Source organism: Serratia sp. AR11 (genome assembly GCF_056376275.1).
This window is the reverse complement of the sequence record NZ_CM150739.1, coordinates 4,220,523-4,235,812: the sequence shown is the minus strand read 5'-3', so window position 1 is coordinate 4,235,812 and position 15,290 is coordinate 4,220,523. Positions and strand designations below refer to the sequence as shown.

The following is a 15,290-nucleotide window of genomic DNA, read 5'->3' as shown; positions in this document are numbered from 1 at the left end:
CTCCTTATTACTCACATGTTTTTTTTGCAAGATATCCCCCACCAATCCATCAATTCTTTTCGATGCTCTAAATAACTTGATCTATTGTATGCCCTTCGTACCTCATTTTTATCGTTATGAGCAAGTGCAGCTTCTATTACGTCAGCATTAAACCCTGCCTCATTCATAGCAGTACTAGCTATAGATCTCAACCCATGGGCAACGAGTTTTCCGCCATAACCGATACGCTTTAGTGCAGCATTCGCTGTCTGGCTGTTCATGGCCTTACGCGGGTCGTTGCGGCTTGGGAATACATGCTCACGTCTGCTGCTGATAGGGCGCATGATTTCCAGTATCTCTAGTGCTTGGTCTGACAGTGGAACGATATGCTCACGCTTCGCCTTCATCCGTTCTGCCGGGATGCGCCATTCACGGTTTTCTATATCGATCTCGGCCCATGCGGTTGCCGAGGCTTCGGAAGGACGTATTAGCGTCAACAGTTGCCATTCAAGCAAGCAGCGGGTTGGGATTGATAGATTGCTCATCGAGATTGTACGCATCAGCTTAGGCAGTTCTTCAGGCCGTATGGTCGGCATATGTTGTTTCTTAGGCCGTTCGAATGCGTTACCAATACCAGAAGCCGGATTAGCATCAATCAAGCCAGTGTTGACGGAGTAGATCATGATTTCGTTAATACGCTGCACTAATCGTCGAACTGTCTCTAATGCGCCACGGGCTTTGATAGGTTCTAGCACTTGGATCAGCAAACGCGCTTTGATGTCCTGAACCGGGATATTTTCAATAGACGGTAATATGTCCTTCTCGAGAGAACGCCAGATGTCTTCCGCATGCTTCGCGCTAACGCTGGCCTGCTTCAACGCGAACCATTGCTTTGCCACATTCAGGAAAATGCTTTCTTGGGCTACCTGCTTTTGTTCTGCTTCTTCTGCTTCTTTGGCCTGTGGGTCAATGCCTCTTGCCAGTATCGCGAGCTTTTCGGCACGTATTTGTCGGGCATCGGCAAGTGACAGGGCAGGGTAGGCACCGAGGCTAACCATTGTTCGTGAACTGGTTCCGGGGCGGAGGTAGCGGAAACGCCACAACTTCTTGCCGGTGGTTTTGACTAACAGGAACAGGCCGTCACCATCATGCAGGGTGAGGTCTTTCTCTATGGCTTTGGCTTTTTGTACTTCGGTATGTGTGAGGGGGCGTGTAGTCCGCGCCATGTAAGGGTTCTTCCATAATTGGTATACGTTTATGGCATACATTTTAACGTATACCTAAACGTATACCAATAAATCCCGGATTTAGCTGGATGCTCTCGGACTGCTACAGACACAAAAAAGCCCGCAAACCTAGGTGGGATGCGGGCTTTCCGTACTTCTCCGGACTTATCTGGTAATACCCGGATCATCATTTGGTGGAGCTGGGGGGATTTGAACCCCCGTCCGGAATTACTACACCGTCGGCACTACATGCTTAGTCCAATCTTCACATTCGCCGGTCAGCTGCGGATGGACACGCCACTAACAAACTAGCCTGATTGGGTTTAACGCTTCAGCCCCAGGCAGGACATCCACGCGATCTCTTTTGGGTTTGACCTCTCTTGATCCCCGTCCTAAGAGCGGAGGCTAGGGAGAGAGGGAATCTTCAGTTTCTTAGGCTGATTAAGCTGCTAAAGCAGCAGATTCGAATTGCGAGTCGTTTGCAATTATTTTTTTTGCGGCTTTTAACGAGGCAAACCGCCCCTCGGCATGCTCCTAAGGCCTCACAATCCCGTCGAATCCAGAATCAGCCCCAAGTTACGTCGCGCAGTATAACAGAAGTTTATCCCGTTAAGCCAGAGGCTTATCGGTTGGCGTGCTTCATGATACGGGATTTCGCCGTCTGCCATTCACGATCTTTGATGTCATCGCGCTTATCGTGTTCTTTCTTACCTTTAGCTACGCCGATTTTGATCTTGGCCCAGGCATTTTTCCAATACATGGACAAGGCAACCACGGTGTAACCGTCACGATTTACACGGCCGAGCAGTGAGTCCAGCTCACGCTTTTTCAGCAGGAGTTTACGGGTTCGTGTCGGATCGCAGACCACATGAGAAGAAGCTACGTTGAGCGGTGAGACAGTGGCGCCAAACAGGTAGGCTTCACCATCGCGAAAAGTCACGTAGCTGTCACTGATGTTGGCTTTGCCGGCACGCAGCGATTTGACTTCCCACCCTTGCAGAGACAGGCCCGCTTCGAATTCTTCCTCAATGGCGTATTCGAAACGCGCACGCTTGTTTTGCGCAATGGTGGCAGAGCCGGGTTTGTGTGCTTTTTTCTTTGTCATAGTGTGTTCATTATACTGGATGCGTCAGCGAAAGAAATCCTTTCCCGCTCAGCACCTGCGCAATTTTTCGCATTTTTGGCCTCTGTGTTGCATAGCAGATTTTTTGTTTGCCGATAGATAAATGGTATGATTTGTATGTTTTGTGTCTCACAGGAAATGATATGCCCCAGATCAGTCGATCTGCGTTAGTGCCATTCAGCGCCGAGCAGATGTATCAGTTGGTTAACGATGTTCATTCTTATCCCGATTTTCTGCCAGGTTGTACCGGTAGCCGGGTGATTAACGCGTCCAACAATGAAATGACCGCTGCAGTAGATGTTGCCAAAGCCGGTATCAGCAAAACTTTTACCACGCGCAACACGCTGCTGGATAACCAAAGCATCAATATGCAACTGGTTGATGGTCCGTTCCGCTCCTTGATGGGGGGCTGGCACTTTACGCCGCTCAGCCCGGAAGCCTGCAAGGTTGAGCTGCACCTTGATTTTGAATTTACCAACAAATTGATCGAGTTGGCGTTCGGCAAGGTGTTTAAAGAGCTGGCGGGTAACATGGTGCAGGCATTCACCCAACGGGCGAAAGAGGTCTACAGTGTCTGAGATACGGGTCGAGGTGGTTTACGCCTTGCCGGAGCGTCAGTATCTGCGCAATGTCACACTGGCGGAGGGCAGCAGCGTTGAGCAGGCGATTGTCGCCTCCGGCCTGCTGGAACTGCGTGGTGATATTGACCTGCAAAGTAACAAGGTGGGCATCTATAGCCGACCGGCCAAGTTGGCTGATGTGCTCAGCGATGGCGACCGGGTGGAAATTTATCGCCCATTGATTGCCGACCCCAAAGAGCTGCGCCGTCAACGGGCAGAGAAGGCAAAAAAATAAGGCGCTAAGAGCGCCTTAATTTGATGACAAACACCCGAAAAACGTGGTTTTCGGATGTTTGGGGTAAACCTGAAGCCATCATCCTTTGTTTTTATTAGTACACAAAACATAACGTTTAAGTACAAAGGACTTTGTCAGCAGTCTGAGGCGCTAAGAGCGCCTTATTTTTTATCAGAATTTTATCTTCCGAGTTGCAGCCTGGTACTGTCATGAAGAACTTGACGCGTCCCTCACGGGCCGGACGATAGTTCCTGCGCGGATTACTTGGTCAGCGCCGGCTTGTTCTGAATATCGGTCAAGACACCCGCGCTGTTAAAGGTCAGCGTCAGGGTTTGCTGGGTGATATTTTCATGACCAGGTTGCTGACGGAACACATAGAACCACGTCTGAGTACCGAACGGGTCCTGCAGCATTGGGGTGCCCAATGTATAAGCGACCTGTTGCTGGGTCATACCTTTTTGAATTTTAGCTACGTCGGTGGACGTCAGGTAGTTCCCTTGGTTGATGTCAGGCCGGTAAACCACCTTCTCAAAAGTAGAACAGCCTGCAGTCAGCATCACAAGAACCACAGCGGCGGCAGTCAGCGTTTTACAGCGCATAGTAATCACATTCCTTTAGGGCATAGGATGCCGATGATAATAGACCTTGCAGCAGTTGGAAACCTTTACAGGGCCCCAATATGACCTCAGGAAAGTAAAAAAGTTGAGCTTTTCTATGCAGCAAGCAGTTCTTTCGCGTTTGCCAGGGTATTTCTGGTGACTTCACTGCCGCCCAAAAGGCGCGCCAATTCTTGCAAACGAGCGCGTTTATCCAGTGGTGACATCTGTGTTTCGGTTTCCGTGCCGTCGGTCTGTTTGCTGACGAACAGATGCTGATGACCACAACCGGCTACCTGCGGCAAGTGAGTAACGCACATAACCTGGGTCGATTCCCCCAACTGGCGCAGCAGGCGACCGACAATGGCGGCGGTTGGGCCGCTGATACCTACGTCCACTTCGTCGAAAATCAGCGCCGGTGTTTCCATCTTGCGGGCGGTAATCACCTGGATTGCCAGCGCGATGCGCGACAGTTCGCCGCCAGAGGCCACTTTCGCCAGCGCCTGCAGTGGTTGGCCCGGGTTGGTGGAAACGCAGAACTCGGTGCGGGTTGCGCCTTCAGCACTCAAATATTGCGGCTCAAAGCGCACGTCGATATTGAATTTACCGTGCGGCATGGAGAGTGCCTGCATGCTGTCGGTAATCAACGTGGTCAACTCAGCGGCATAATGCTGACGCTTTTGATGCAGTTGCTCTGCCAACAACAGCGCTTGTTGATGATGCAGCGTGACCGCCTCGGCCAGATGTTCGTGGTCGTTTTCTTGCTGTGACAGCAGCTGTTGTTCATCCAGCATTTGCTGGTGCAACTGCGGCAGTTCTTCAGGCGCGACGTGATGTTTACGCGCCAGGTTGATTTGCCGCGACAGGCGCTGTTCCAGTTCTTGCAGGCGGTTTGGATCCAGATCCATACGATCGGCGTAGTGGCGCAGTTCATCGCTGGCTTCACTGATTTGGATTGACGCCTCTTCCAGCATATCCAGCAGGCCAGTGAGTTTTTCATCCATGCCGACCAGCTCAAGCAACAGGTGTTTGGCGGTATAGAGCTGGCTCAGCATATTATTTTCTTCGCTATCGGCCAGTAGTTGCAGGGTTTGCTGGCTGATGGTCAGCAACTGGCCGCTGTTGGCCAGGCGTTTGAATTCGGTGTCGATTTGTTCAAACTCACCGGCCTGCGGCGCAAACTCGTTCAGCTCTTTCAATTGGTATTGCAGCAGCTGTTTGCGTGCGTCGCGCTCGATGGACTGTTGCTGATGATGAGCCAGTTCGCGGCAGCTTTGGTGCCAGCGCTGGTAAGCTTGCTGCATTTGCGTCAGCATGGCGGGTTCATCGGCGTAGGCGTCGAGCAGTTGTTTTTGGTGCTCAGGCTTGAGTAACAACTGGTGGGCATGCTGGCCATGGATCTGAATCAGGCGCTGGCCGAGTTCGCGCAGTTGCGAAAGCGGGACGGCGGTGCCATTGATAAAGCCACGGGAACGGCCATCTGCGTTGATCACCCGGCGCAGCAGGCACTCATTGCTGTCGTCCAACTGGTTCTGCTCGAGCCATTGTCGTGCAGAAGGGGTGTCCGCCAGTGAGAAACGGGCGCAGATATCGGCACGGGCGGCTCCCAATCGGACGACGTTACCGTCGGCGCGATTACCGAGGCACAGCCCCAGCGCGTCGATGGCGATCGATTTGCCGGCGCCGGTTTCACCGGTAATCGCCGTCATACCCGGTTGAAAATCAATTTCCAACTCACGAACGATAGCAAAATTGCTGATGGTCAATTGCGCCAGCATGGGAACCTTCCTGTGTATAAATACATAACTGTAGTTTCATACAGTATAGACTGGTTTTATATACAGTAAAGAGGCTGGCGCAGTTTTTAGAATAATTTTTTTGACCAACCCAGCTTGGTGCTTAACGTATTGAAATAGCTGTAGTCCTTTGGATGAATAAGATTCAAATGGAAATCACTACGGCGTATCAATACCTCTTCACCTTCCTGGATAGGCAGGGCGATTTGGCTGTCGCAGCTGATCTCCAGATCGCTACCAATCTGCGAAAATTTCAGCCGGATAGTGCTGTTGCCGTTGATCACCAACGGGCGGGCTGAAAGGGTGTGCGGGAACATCGGCACCAGCGCGATGGCTTCCAGCGACGGCGTCAGGATCGGCCCGCCGGCAGAGAGCGAATAGGCGGTCGAACCGGTCGGGGTGGCGATGATCAGGCCGTCAGAGCGCTGTGAGAAGGCGAAGCGATCGTCGATATACACTTCGAACTCAATCATGTGCGCCACTTTACCGGGGTGCAACACCACTTCGTTGATAGCGGTGCTGATGCGGCACTGCTGGTTTTCCTTGTGGACGATGGTTTCCAGCAGGAAGCGCTGTTCATCGATATATTCGCCTTCCAGCACGTCGGCCAATTGCTGCAATGCGTTGTCGGGATCAAGATCGGTCAGGAAACCGAGATTTCCGCGGTTAACACCGATCACTTTAATATCGTAACGTGCCAGCACGCGCGCTGCGCCCAGCATATTGCCGTCGCCGCCGACCACTACGGCCAAATCGGCCTTTTGGCCAATCTCTGCCAGGCTGCCGGTGACGGCGTCTTTTAGCCCCAAATCCTGGGCTATCTGCCGTTCAACCATCACCGAATAGCCTCGGGCGACCAGCCAGTGAAATAACATCTCATGCGTTGCCAGCGCCGAAGGGTGACGCGGGTGGCCAACAATGCCAATACAGGCGAATTTTTTATTCATTGTTGTGATTTTCCTCACCGGGACCAGTTTATGCCCCACATTGTGACCGGTTGACTTGAAACCCCGGTTTTGATCCCCATAATAAGCCAAGTTGCGAGATTAATGCTAAAACGCGGAGATATTCATGAGTAGTAAAGAACAGAAGACGCCAAACGAGCAAGTCTCGGAAGAAATGGAACAGCAGGAAGTCTTGCCGGAAGCGGCTGAGGGCGTCGATCTGCGGGATGAGCGCATTGCTGAGCTGGAAGCTCAACTGGCCGAAGCCCAGCAGCATGAACGCGACAGCCTGCTGCGCGCCAAAGCGGAAATGGAAAATGTCCGCCGCCGCACCGAGCTGGATATTGAAAAAGCGCACAAGTTTGCTCTGGAGAAATTCTCCGGTGACCTGCTGCCGGTGTTGGATAACCTGGAGCGTGCGTTGGATCTGGCGGATAAAAACAATCCGGAGCTGACGGCGATGATCGAAGGTATCGAGCTGACGCTGAAGTCCCTGCAGGACGTAGTGCGTAAGTACGGTATCGAAATCGTTGGCGACACTAACGTGCCGTTCAACCCGGAAGTACACCAGGCAATGAGCCTGATGGAATCGGCCGATCACCAGCCAAATCACGTAATGATGGTGATGCAAAAAGGCTATACGCTGAATGGCCGCCTGCTGCGCCCGGCGATGGTCGCGGTTTCCAAAGCCAAGGCTTAAGCGAATTAAGTAAAGAAAAGGCACCTTAGGGTGCCTTTTTTACGTCTGAATCAGCTCTGCGGCAGTTGCGGCAGCCAGTCGATAGATTGCAACCCCTGTTGCACCAGCAACTGATTAGCCTGCGAGAAGTGGCGGCAGCCGAGGAAACCCCGGTGGGCGGAAAGCGGTGAAGGGTGCGGCGCTTTCAGCACGTGGTGGCGGTTGCTGTCGATAAAATTGCCTTTCTTCTGGGCGTGAGCGCCCCACAGCAGAAACACCACGCCTTCGCGGTTTTCATTCAGCGCGGCGATCACCTTATCGGTAAAGGTTTCCCAGCCCAGTTTGGCGTGTGAATGCGCCTGGCCACCTTCCACCGTCAACACCGTGTTCAGCAGCAGCACGCCTTGTTCCGCCCAACTTTGCAGACAGCCGTGGCTAGGGCGTTCAAAACCCGGGATATCCGTCGCCAGCTCTTTATACATATTCACCAGCGAAGGAGGAGCAGGCACGCCGGGCAGCACCGAGAAAGACAGGCCATGGGCCTGATTCGGGCCGTGGTACGGATCCTGACCGAGGATCACCACCTTCACGTCTGCCAGTTCGGTATAGCGAAAGGCGTTGAACACGTCTTTTTGCGGTGGGTAAATGGTCTTACCGGCCTGACGTTCAGCGGCAACAAAGGCAAGCGTTTCATGAAAATAGGGCTGCTCTTTCTCCTTGCCGATGACATCATGCCAGGTGAGGGAGGTGGACATAAACGCTCTCCTTTGTTTTCGTTAACAATTCACTGGGCATAGCTTACCGTTTAGCTTCACTCAGTGAAACCCGCTTTTATCCTGGCGTCTTTTCGTTTTATGCAAATATTGTTGAAAATTTACAAAAATAATTGCGAGGTGTCTTGCGGGGAAAATTGACATAAAACATAAACTTGCCCCCTTGTGCTGTGCGGGTACCCCGTAAAAATTGACTTTAATCAAAGAATTGCCCCGGCCAGACTGGTATACAGAACAACAAGACAACAATGGTTTTACCAAATGGCCGAAACCAACATTGGGTTTTTTCGAAGTAGAATTTTTCGCCCTTGTACGGAGGCAACAACATGATTACTGGTATTCAAATCACTAAAGCGAACGACCAGGCGCTGGTGAACTCTTTCTGGCTGCTGGACGATGAAAAATCCGAAGCTCGCTGCGTTTGCGCGAAAGCCAACTACGCGGAAGATCAGGTCGTTCCGGTCAGCGAACTGGGCCAGATCGAGTACCGTGAAGTGCCGCTGGAAATGCAATCTACCGTGCGCGTGGAAGGGGGGCAGCACCTGAACGTGAACGTACTGCGCCGCGAAACGCTGGAAGATGCGGTTAAGCATCCGGAAAAATACCCGCAATTAACCATTCGCGTGTCCGGTTATGCGGTGCGTTTTAACTCGCTGACGCCAGAACAGCAACGCGACGTGATTACACGTACTTTTACAGAAAGCCTGTAATTGGTTGCGTGATTAATAAGGGAGCTTCGGCTCCCTTTTTCATTGCTGAGCCCGCCAAAAAGTGAATCCTGATCACATTCCTTGCAAAGATAATCACTCGCATTACAGAACTGCTCCGACCTGCCGATAGCTACAGCAGCACTCATTTGGGTGCGGCATAGATAAGTCTATCGACAAGGAGTCGGCATGAGTATGTCTTTGAGTTTTACCTCTGCGGTCAGCCCTGCGGCCATTCAACCCCCGGTGGCCCGTGCGGTACCGCAACCCCTGAATTCGCCACAGCCGATTGAGCCCACAGCGGCTAAAGCCCCTGCGGCCACGCTTTCCCCAAACAGTCTGAATGCCCAGAATCTGCTTAATACGCTGGTGAGCGATATGTCGACCGCTGCGCCGGTGGCTGCCAGTCAGGGCGTGACGCGTGGGCAACAGTCACAGCAAGGGGACTATACGCTGGCGTTACTGGCCAAGGACGTTTACAACACCGCCAGTCAGGGCGTTGGCGGTTTCACCCGCTTGAACGACAGTGCCTTGCTCGGCGCAGGCATTGACCCCGCCAGCCTGCATGACTCGGCATCGGGTTTCCAGGCCGGGATCTACAGCGATAATCAGCAGTATGTCTTGGCCTTTGCCGGCACCAATGATATGCGTGACTGGTTGAGCAATGTGCGTCAGGCGACCGGCTATGATGATGTGCAGTACAATCAGGCGGTCGCGGTTGCCAAAAGCGCCAAAGCGGCGTTTGGCGAGGCATTGGTGATTGCCGGTCATTCGCTTGGCGGTGGCCTGGCTGCAACGGCGGCACTGGCGACCGGCACGGTGGCGGTGACTTTTAACGCCGCAGGCGTTTCCGATTACACGCTGAACCGTATGGGGATCGATCCGGCAGCGGCGAAACAAGATGCGCAAGCGGGGGGGATCCGCCGTTACAGCGAACAATACGACATGCTGACCGGCACTCAGGAATCCACTTCGCTAATCCCGGACGCTATCGGGCATAAAATCACGTTAGCCAATAACGATACTCTGAGTGGCATTGACGACTGGCGGCCGAGCAAACATGTGGATCGCAGCCTGACCGCGCATGGAATCGATAAGGTTATCAGTTCGATGGCGGAGCAAAAGCCATGGGAGATCAAGGCCAATGCCTGACAGGCGGCGCGTGCGGCAGACGTTGATTATCGCCATACTGGCGTTGGTTGCGATCGCCGGTTTGCTGACTATGGCTAAGGAGCAACAGATGAATCAGGATATCTCTCCGTTCAACGGACGTGGCAATGCAGCGCTGGCTCAGGCGGTAGCGCGCGGTGATGTACAGAGTATTGCCGAACAGGCCACACAGGGGCGTCTGAGCGAGCTGGGTGAGCGTCAGGTCACTTTGCCGCAGTGGGCAATACTGGCGCAGCAACCGCAAAGCCTGGCCTTGCTGCTGGAACTGGGAGCTGATGCTTCCATTCCGGGTCTGGATGGCAACAGCACGCTGCATACCGCGGCGGCGGTGAAGGATCCGCAGTATTTGCGGCTGTTGCTGGAGCAGGGGGGAGCGGTTAACCCACGTAATGCGGTAACCGGCGCCACACCCTTGGCGACTGCCGTGTTGGCCGGGCGGGAAGAGCAACTGCGGTTGCTGTTGGTCTCCGGGGCGGACGTCACGTTGAGCGATCGGCTGGGCGATACGCCTTTGCACGTAGCGGCAAAAACCAACGCGCCGCAGTTGGCGCTGATGCTGTTGCAGGCGGGGGCGGATGCTAAGGCCCGAAATCAGCAGGGGATGGCCTTTCAGTTCTATTTCTCACAAACGCCAACGTCGTTGCAGAGTGAAGAAATGCGCGAGGGTTATCGTCAACTGAATGCCTGGCTGAAAGCCCATCAGCAGGCAACGCATTACGCGCAGCAGTAAGCAGGCATAAAAAAACCGCCTTCAGGTTAATGGAGGCGGTTTTTATTCACTACGGCAGCATTACTTCGCGCCGTTGCTCTCAGGTTTGGCCTTCGGCTGGCGACGTTTGCCCACGTTTTTCGCGTCGCGATGACGTACTTTCACCTTGGCTTTTTCTTTGTTCTTTTCTTTGTCGGCTGCGCGTTTGGCAATCACCTTCTTGGAAGGCTTGCCGTTGCTTTTTTCGCTCGGTACTTTGGTTGACGGACGCAGCTCTTCGATCACCCGCGCTTTCAGCGGCTCGTTCAGGTAACGGCCCACTTTGCCCAACAGCAGGTGGTCGTGCGCCTCAACCAGCGAGATCGCGGTGCCTTTACGCCCGGCACGACCGGTACGGCCGATGCGGTGCAGGTAGGTATCCGCCGTGCGCGGCATGTCGAAGTTGAATACGTGGGTGATATCCAGGATATCCAGGCCACGGGCAGCAACGTCGGTGGCGACCAGCACGTTGACACGGCCATCCATCATGCGTTTTACCGCTTCGTTACGCTTGGCCTGCACCATTTCGCCTTCGAGGTAACAGGTATTGATACCGGCCTCGCGCAGCCAGGCTGCCAGCTCATGCACGCGCTCGCGCTTACGCACGAAGATTACGGATTTCTGCACGTCCGGTTGTTTCAGCAAATGCACCAACAGGGCGGTTTTATGCACCACGTCGTCGGCGCGGTAGTACCACTGCAGGATCTTTTTGCGCTCACGGCGTGACGGGTCAGCTTCGACTTCCACCGGCTCTTTCAGAATGCGTTCGGCGAATTCGCGGATGGCATCGCCTTCCAGCGTCGCGGAGAACAGCAGGGTCTGGTTACGCCAGCGGGTTTCGGCGGAAATAGTTTCGATGTCCTGCGCGAAGCCCATGTCGAGCATGCGGTCGGCTTCATCAAGGATCAGCGTTTCTACCGCGCGGCAGTCGAAGTTTTCTTCTTTAATGTACTGCAGCAGACGACCGGTAGTGGCAACGACCACGTCCTGGTTTTCGCTGAAGACTTCCGCGTGGTTCATATAGGCGACGCCACCGGTGATGGTAGCGATATCCAGCGAAGTATGAGCAGCCAGTTCACGTGCCTGATCGGCTACCTGCATCGCCAGCTCGCGTGTCGGGGTCAGGATCAGTACGCGCGGTGGGCCGGACTTCTTGCGTGGGAAGTCGAGCAGATGTTGCAATACCGGCAGTAAAAATGCAGCGGTCTTGCCGGTGCCGGTCGGCGCCGAACCCAATACGTCGCGCCCATCCATCGCAGGCGGGATCGCCTCGGCTTGAATGGCGGTTGGGCGTTCGTAGCCTTTATCACGCAGGGCGTTTATCAGGCGTTCATCGAGTTCGAGCTCGGAAAAATTGGTTACTGTCATGGTCTACCTCTACTTGGGGCGCCGATTATAGACGGGTTGGCCGCGTTCTTCACCTATTTAAGCGGAAAGCATCTCTTTTCCCAAAAATCAGATTGCCTTATGCTACGCCAGTTTTGTATTCAGGTGGTTATTGTGAGCACTCAATCGAAAGCGAATTTTACTCCGCGTCGCGGCGGTTTTACCTTTAAGCAATTTTTTGTTGCTCACGATCGCTGTGCAATGAAAGTGGGTACCGACGGCGTGCTGCTCGGTGCATGGGCCCCCCTGGCGCAGGCACAACGGGTGCTGGATATCGGCAGCGGCAGCGGATTGATCGCGCTGATGCTGGCGCAGCGTACCGCCGAGAACGTGCAGATCGACGCTGTAGAGCTCGATGAAGCCGCCGCTGCACAGGCGCATGACAATGTGCTGGAATCCCCTTGGTCGCTGCGCATTCAGGTGCATGCGCAGGATATTCACCATTTTGCCCAATATCATGCCGGTCAATATGACCTGATCGTCAGCAACCCGCCGTATTTCGAGCCTGCGGTCGCCTGTCGCGACCAGGCGCGTCACAACGCACGTTACACCGAAACCCTGACCCACGATGCCCTGCTGGCCAGTGCGGAACAGTTAATCGCACCGCAGGGGACCTTTTGCGTAGTACTGCCGCATGACATTGGTGAAGCTTTCGAAACTAATGCGCAGCGCCGTGGCTGGCATACTGCGCAGCGGCTGAATGTCAGCGATCGCGCGGATACGCCGATGCACCGGGTATTGTTAGCCCTGACGCGTCAGCCTGTGGAAGAGGCAACCGAGCAGAAGCTGGCGATTAAGTTGGCCGATGGCAGTTACACCGATGATTTTCGCCGTCTGATTACCGATTTCTATTTGTTTTACTGAGATGAAAAGGGCGCCATGGTCAGGCGCCCAGGCGGCATCATTAGGGCTGCAGAATGGTCGGCAGCGCTTCCGGCAGTAGATCCGGATAGTCCAGCGTATAGTGCAACCCGCGGCTTTCCTTGCGTTCCATGGCGCTGCGAACGATCAGCTCCGCCACCTGCACCAGATTGCGCAGTTCCAGCAGGTTGTTGGAGATGCGGAAGTTGGCGTAGTACTCGTCAATTTCTGCCTGCAAGGTATTGATGCGGCGCAATGCGCGCTCCAGCCGTTTGGTGGTGCGCACTATCCCTACGTAGTCCCACATAAACAATCGCAACTCATGCCAGTTATGTTGGATCACCACGCGTTCGTCGGCGTCGTCAACCCGGCTTTCATCCCACTGCGGCAGCTGTTTCGCCAGCTTGATAAACGGCAGACGCATCATGATGTCTTCCGCCGCTGACCACCCGTAGACCAGACATTCCAGCAGTGAGTTGGACGCCATGCGGTTAGCGCCGTGCAGGCCGGTATAGCTGACCTCGCCAATGGCATACAGCCCGTCAAGGTCGGTACGGCCATGCTGATCGACCATCACGCCGCCGCAGGTATAGTGCGCGGCAGGGACGATAGGGATCGGCTGGCTGGTCAGATCAAAGCCCAGCGTCAGCAGTTTTTCATGGATCATCGGGAAATGCTGGGTAATGAATTCAGCTGGTTTATGGCTGATGTCCAGATACATGCAGTCCGCACCCAGACGCTTCATTTCGTGGTCGATGGCTCGCGCAACGACGTCCCGTGGTGCCAGTTCGCCGCGAGGGTCAAAATCGGGCATAAAGCGGCTGCCATCCGGGCGCTTCAGATAGGCACCTTCACCGCGCAACGCTTCGGTCAGCAGGAAGTTACGCGCCTGCGGATGGAACAGACAGGTCGGGTGGAACTGATTGAATTCAAGGTTGGCGACTCGGCAACCTGCGCGCCAGGCCATGGCGATCCCGTCGCCGGATGAGATATCCGGGTTGGTGGTGTATTGATAAACCTTGGCTGCACCGCCGGTAGCCAGCACCACTGTTTTGGCGCGGTAGGTTTCTACCTGCTCCAGCTCGCGGTTCCACACATAGGCGCCGACCACCCGACGAGTACCCGGCAGGCCGATTTTGTTCGAGGTGATCAGATCGACCGCATTACGGCGTTCCATCACGCAAATATTCGGGTGGTTGCTTGCTTTCCCCACCAGGGTAGTCTCTACTTCTTTACCTGTAGCATCAGCGGCATGCAGGATACGGCGGTGGCTGTGCCCCCCTTCCCGCGTCAGGTGGTAATGTGCTTCGCCCTGAGCGTTGACCTCGGTGTCGAACAATACCCCCTGATCGATCAACCACTGCACGCAGTGGCGCGCATTGCCGGCGATAAACTCAACGGCGTCTTTGTCACACAGGCCGGCTCCGGCAATCAAAGTGTCATCTACGTGTGAGGCAATGCTGTCCGTTTCATCGAAAACCGCGGCGATCCCGCCTTGGGCATAAAATGTGGCGCCTTCGTTGAGCGGCCCCTTGCTGAGTACGGTAACCTTGCAATGCTGCGCCAGGCGCAGCGCCAATGACAGGCCGGCAGCTCCACTACCGACGATCAGTACATCGCTAACATGTTCAGATGATGGTTGCATAGCGTATGATGTGTGCAGAAGAAGAGTGAAATTCATGTTAGCCTAATTGTCCGGGCAAAAGCCACGGATGGGTGACATCAACATAAAAAACAATGGCAATACGGAACTTCGTGTTCTGTATGAACTCCAAGCGAGTGCTTGCTCAGGAAAATAATGTATGGCTGGCAGTACAATTTTACGCGTGGAGACGGATTTGGGGAGAGTTTACCTCGGATGAGCGAGCAGTTAACGGATCAAGTTCTGGTTGAGCGGGTCCAAAAGGGCGATCAGAAATCGTTTAACTTACTGGTAATTCGTTACCAGCATAAAGTGGCGAGTCTCGTTTCCCGATATGTACCGCAGGGCGATGTGCCGGATGTGGTACAGGAGTCGTTTATTAAAGCCTATCGCGCACTGGAATCGTTCCGTGGGGATAGCGCTTTCTATACCTGGTTGTATCGAATTGCTGTGAATACGGCAAAAAATTATTTGGTGGCTCAGGGCCGTCGTCCGCCATCCAGCGATGTGGATGCCAACGATGCCGAAAATTACGAAAGTGCGGGTGCACTGAAAGAAATTTCGAACCCTGAGAACTTAATGTTGTCAGAAGAGCTGAGACAGATAGTTTTCCGTACCATTGAGTCTCTCCCTGAGGATCTTCGCATGGCGATTACCCTGCGGGAGTTGGATGGTCTAAGCTACGAAGAGATAGCAGCCATCATGGATTGCCCGGTAGGAACCGTACGCTCGCGTATTTTCCGCGCCAGGGAGGCTATCGATAATAAAGTTCAACCGCTGATTCAACGTTAGCAATGGCGGACAC

Annotated in this window: 16 protein-coding genes and 1 other RNA gene; 8 read left to right on the top strand and 9 right to left on the bottom strand. The window is 54.0% G+C overall.

Going from position 1 to position 15,290, the window contains the following annotated elements; all coding sequences use genetic code 11:
- Positions 1 to 11: 11 nt before the first annotated feature.
- The 3 genes from ACSOSI_RS19975 to smpB form a co-directional block, all read right to left on the bottom strand.
- Positions 12 to 1,205, bottom strand: coding sequence for an integrase domain-containing protein (locus ACSOSI_RS19975; protein ID WP_476706021.1), 1,194 nt, complete (start codon positions 1,203 to 1,205; stop codon positions 12 to 14).
- A gap of 192 nt (positions 1,206 to 1,397) precedes the next feature.
- Positions 1,398 to 1,778: a transfer-messenger RNA gene (ssrA, locus tag ACSOSI_RS19970) on the bottom strand.
- A 49-nt stretch (positions 1,779 to 1,827) separates the two neighbouring features.
- The gene (smpB, locus tag ACSOSI_RS19965) at positions 1,828 to 2,310 is read right to left on the bottom strand and encodes an SsrA-binding protein SmpB (RefSeq protein WP_012146396.1); all 483 of its coding nucleotides are present in this window, start codon (positions 2,308 to 2,310) and stop codon (positions 1,828 to 1,830) included.
- A 161-nt stretch (positions 2,311 to 2,471) separates the two neighbouring features.
- Here smpB and ACSOSI_RS19960 point away from each other — a divergent pair, with 161 nt between their 5' ends.
- Together ACSOSI_RS19960 and ACSOSI_RS19955 are read left to right on the top strand one after the other, a co-directional pair.
- Entirely contained in the window at positions 2,472 to 2,906 is a 435-nt protein-coding gene (locus tag ACSOSI_RS19960; protein WP_012146395.1) for a type II toxin-antitoxin system RatA family toxin, read from the top strand.
- Positions 2,899 to 3,183 carry an RnfH family protein gene (locus ACSOSI_RS19955; RefSeq protein ID WP_012146394.1) on the top strand — a complete coding sequence of 95 codons (285 nt, stop codon included), beginning with the start codon at positions 2,899 to 2,901 and terminating at the stop codon, positions 3,181 to 3,183. Before ACSOSI_RS19960 ends, ACSOSI_RS19955 begins: the two co-directional genes overlap by 8 nt.
- A 260-nt stretch (positions 3,184 to 3,443) precedes the next feature.
- Here ACSOSI_RS19955 and bamE read toward each other — a convergent pair whose 3' ends face one another.
- From bamE to nadK, 3 genes are all read right to left on the bottom strand, one after another.
- Positions 3,444 to 3,782, bottom strand: coding sequence for an outer membrane protein assembly factor BamE (bamE, locus tag ACSOSI_RS19950; RefSeq protein WP_012146393.1), 339 nt, complete (start codon positions 3,780 to 3,782; stop codon positions 3,444 to 3,446).
- 113 nt (positions 3,783 to 3,895) lie between these two features.
- Complete coding sequence (gene recN, locus ACSOSI_RS19945) at positions 3,896 to 5,557, bottom strand: DNA repair protein RecN (protein WP_476706020.1); 1,662 nt, start codon at positions 5,555 to 5,557, stop codon at positions 3,896 to 3,898.
- A gap of 86 nt (positions 5,558 to 5,643) precedes the next feature.
- Entirely contained in the window at positions 5,644 to 6,522 is an 879-nt protein-coding gene (nadK, locus tag ACSOSI_RS19940; protein ID WP_012146391.1) for an NAD(+) kinase, read from the bottom strand.
- 124 nt (positions 6,523 to 6,646) lie between these two features.
- Here nadK and grpE point away from each other — a divergent pair, with 124 nt between their 5' ends.
- Complete coding sequence (gene grpE, locus ACSOSI_RS19935; RefSeq protein ID WP_017893731.1) at positions 6,647 to 7,219, top strand: nucleotide exchange factor GrpE; 573 nt, start codon at positions 6,647 to 6,649, stop codon at positions 7,217 to 7,219.
- Positions 7,220 to 7,269: 50 nt separating this feature from the next.
- On the opposite strand, the gene ung is transcribed toward grpE, so the two are convergent.
- Positions 7,270 to 7,953 (bottom strand): uracil-DNA glycosylase, encoded by a 684-nt coding sequence (ung, locus tag ACSOSI_RS19930; RefSeq protein ID WP_476706019.1) that lies wholly within the window; start codon positions 7,951 to 7,953, stop codon positions 7,270 to 7,272.
- Between the two features lie 344 nt (positions 7,954 to 8,297).
- Here ung and grcA point away from each other — a divergent pair, with 344 nt between their 5' ends.
- The 3 genes from grcA to ACSOSI_RS19915 all read left to right on the top strand — a co-directional run bounded on the left by grcA (position 8,298) and on the right by ACSOSI_RS19915 (position 10,578).
- Positions 8,298 to 8,681: an autonomous glycyl radical cofactor GrcA gene (grcA, locus tag ACSOSI_RS19925; RefSeq protein WP_012146388.1), complete on the top strand. Its 384-nt coding sequence runs from the start codon at positions 8,298 to 8,300 to the stop codon at positions 8,679 to 8,681.
- Positions 8,682 to 8,867: 186 nt separating this feature from the next.
- Positions 8,868 to 9,830: a Tle-like phospholipase domain-containing protein gene (locus tag ACSOSI_RS19920; protein ID WP_476706018.1), complete on the top strand. Its 963-nt coding sequence runs from the start codon at positions 8,868 to 8,870 to the stop codon at positions 9,828 to 9,830.
- On the top strand, positions 9,823 to 10,578 hold the full coding sequence (locus ACSOSI_RS19915) for an ankyrin repeat domain-containing protein (protein WP_476706017.1): 756 nt from the start codon (positions 9,823 to 9,825) through the stop codon (positions 10,576 to 10,578). Before ACSOSI_RS19920 ends, ACSOSI_RS19915 begins: the two co-directional genes overlap by 8 nt.
- 60 nt (positions 10,579 to 10,638) lie before the next feature.
- On the opposite strand, the gene srmB is transcribed toward ACSOSI_RS19915, so the two are convergent.
- A complete protein-coding gene (gene srmB, locus ACSOSI_RS19910; RefSeq protein WP_012146385.1) occupies positions 10,639 to 11,964 on the bottom strand; it encodes an ATP-dependent RNA helicase SrmB in 1,326 nt (441 codons plus the stop codon).
- Positions 11,965 to 12,063: 99 nt separating this feature from the next.
- On the opposite strand from srmB, the gene trmN reads away from it, so the two are divergent.
- Entirely contained in the window at positions 12,064 to 12,846 is a 783-nt protein-coding gene (trmN, locus tag ACSOSI_RS19905) for a tRNA(1)(Val) (adenine(37)-N(6))-methyltransferase TrmN (protein ID WP_476706016.1), read from the top strand.
- A 40-nt stretch (positions 12,847 to 12,886) separates the two neighbouring features.
- On the opposite strand, the gene nadB is transcribed toward trmN, so the two are convergent.
- Positions 12,887 to 14,488 (bottom strand): L-aspartate oxidase, encoded by a 1,602-nt coding sequence (gene nadB / locus ACSOSI_RS19900; RefSeq protein WP_174354903.1) that lies wholly within the window; start codon positions 14,486 to 14,488, stop codon positions 12,887 to 12,889.
- Positions 14,489 to 14,701: 213 nt separating this feature from the next.
- Between nadB and rpoE the strand changes: the two genes are divergently transcribed.
- Positions 14,702 to 15,277 carry an RNA polymerase sigma factor RpoE gene (gene rpoE / locus ACSOSI_RS19895; protein WP_012146382.1) on the top strand — a complete coding sequence of 192 codons (576 nt, stop codon included), beginning with the start codon at positions 14,702 to 14,704 and terminating at the stop codon, positions 15,275 to 15,277.
- Positions 15,278 to 15,290: the final 13 nt, after the last annotated feature.

What these genes read in the sequence shown, in the direction of transcription:
- nadB (WP_174354903.1), bottom strand. Translation starts at nt 14,488, where the DNA reads ATGCAACCATCATCTGAACATGTTAGCGATGTACTGATCGTCGGTAGT.
- recN (WP_476706020.1), bottom strand. Translation starts at nt 5,557, where the DNA reads ATGCTGGCGCAATTGACCATCAGCAATTTTGCTATCGTTCGTGAGTTG.
- nadK (WP_012146391.1), bottom strand. Translation starts at nt 6,522, where the DNA reads ATGAATAAAAAATTCGCCTGTATTGGCATTGTTGGCCACCCGCGTCAC.
- smpB (WP_012146396.1), bottom strand. Translation starts at nt 2,310, where the DNA reads ATGACAAAGAAAAAAGCACACAAACCCGGCTCTGCCACCATTGCGCAA.
- srmB (WP_012146385.1), bottom strand. Translation starts at nt 11,964, where the DNA reads ATGACAGTAACCAATTTTTCCGAGCTCGAACTCGATGAACGCCTGATA.
- trmN (WP_476706016.1), top strand. Translation starts at nt 12,064, where the DNA reads ATGCTACGCCAGTTTTGTATTCAGGTGGTTATTGTGAGCACTCAATCG.
- grcA (WP_012146388.1), top strand. Translation starts at nt 8,298, where the DNA reads ATGATTACTGGTATTCAAATCACTAAAGCGAACGACCAGGCGCTGGTG.
- ACSOSI_RS19975 (WP_476706021.1), bottom strand. Translation starts at nt 1,205, where the DNA reads ATGGCGCGGACTACACGCCCCCTCACACATACCGAAGTACAAAAAGCC.
- ACSOSI_RS19960 (WP_012146395.1), top strand. Translation starts at nt 2,472, where the DNA reads ATGCCCCAGATCAGTCGATCTGCGTTAGTGCCATTCAGCGCCGAGCAG.
- ACSOSI_RS19920 (WP_476706018.1), top strand. Translation starts at nt 8,868, where the DNA reads ATGAGTATGTCTTTGAGTTTTACCTCTGCGGTCAGCCCTGCGGCCATT.
- ung (WP_476706019.1), bottom strand. Translation starts at nt 7,953, where the DNA reads ATGTCCACCTCCCTCACCTGGCATGATGTCATCGGCAAGGAGAAAGAG.
- grpE (WP_017893731.1), top strand. Translation starts at nt 6,647, where the DNA reads ATGAGTAGTAAAGAACAGAAGACGCCAAACGAGCAAGTCTCGGAAGAA.
- bamE (WP_012146393.1), bottom strand. Translation starts at nt 3,782, where the DNA reads ATGCGCTGTAAAACGCTGACTGCCGCCGCTGTGGTTCTTGTGATGCTG.
- rpoE (WP_012146382.1), top strand. Translation starts at nt 14,702, where the DNA reads ATGAGCGAGCAGTTAACGGATCAAGTTCTGGTTGAGCGGGTCCAAAAG.
- ACSOSI_RS19915 (WP_476706017.1), top strand. Translation starts at nt 9,823, where the DNA reads ATGCCTGACAGGCGGCGCGTGCGGCAGACGTTGATTATCGCCATACTG.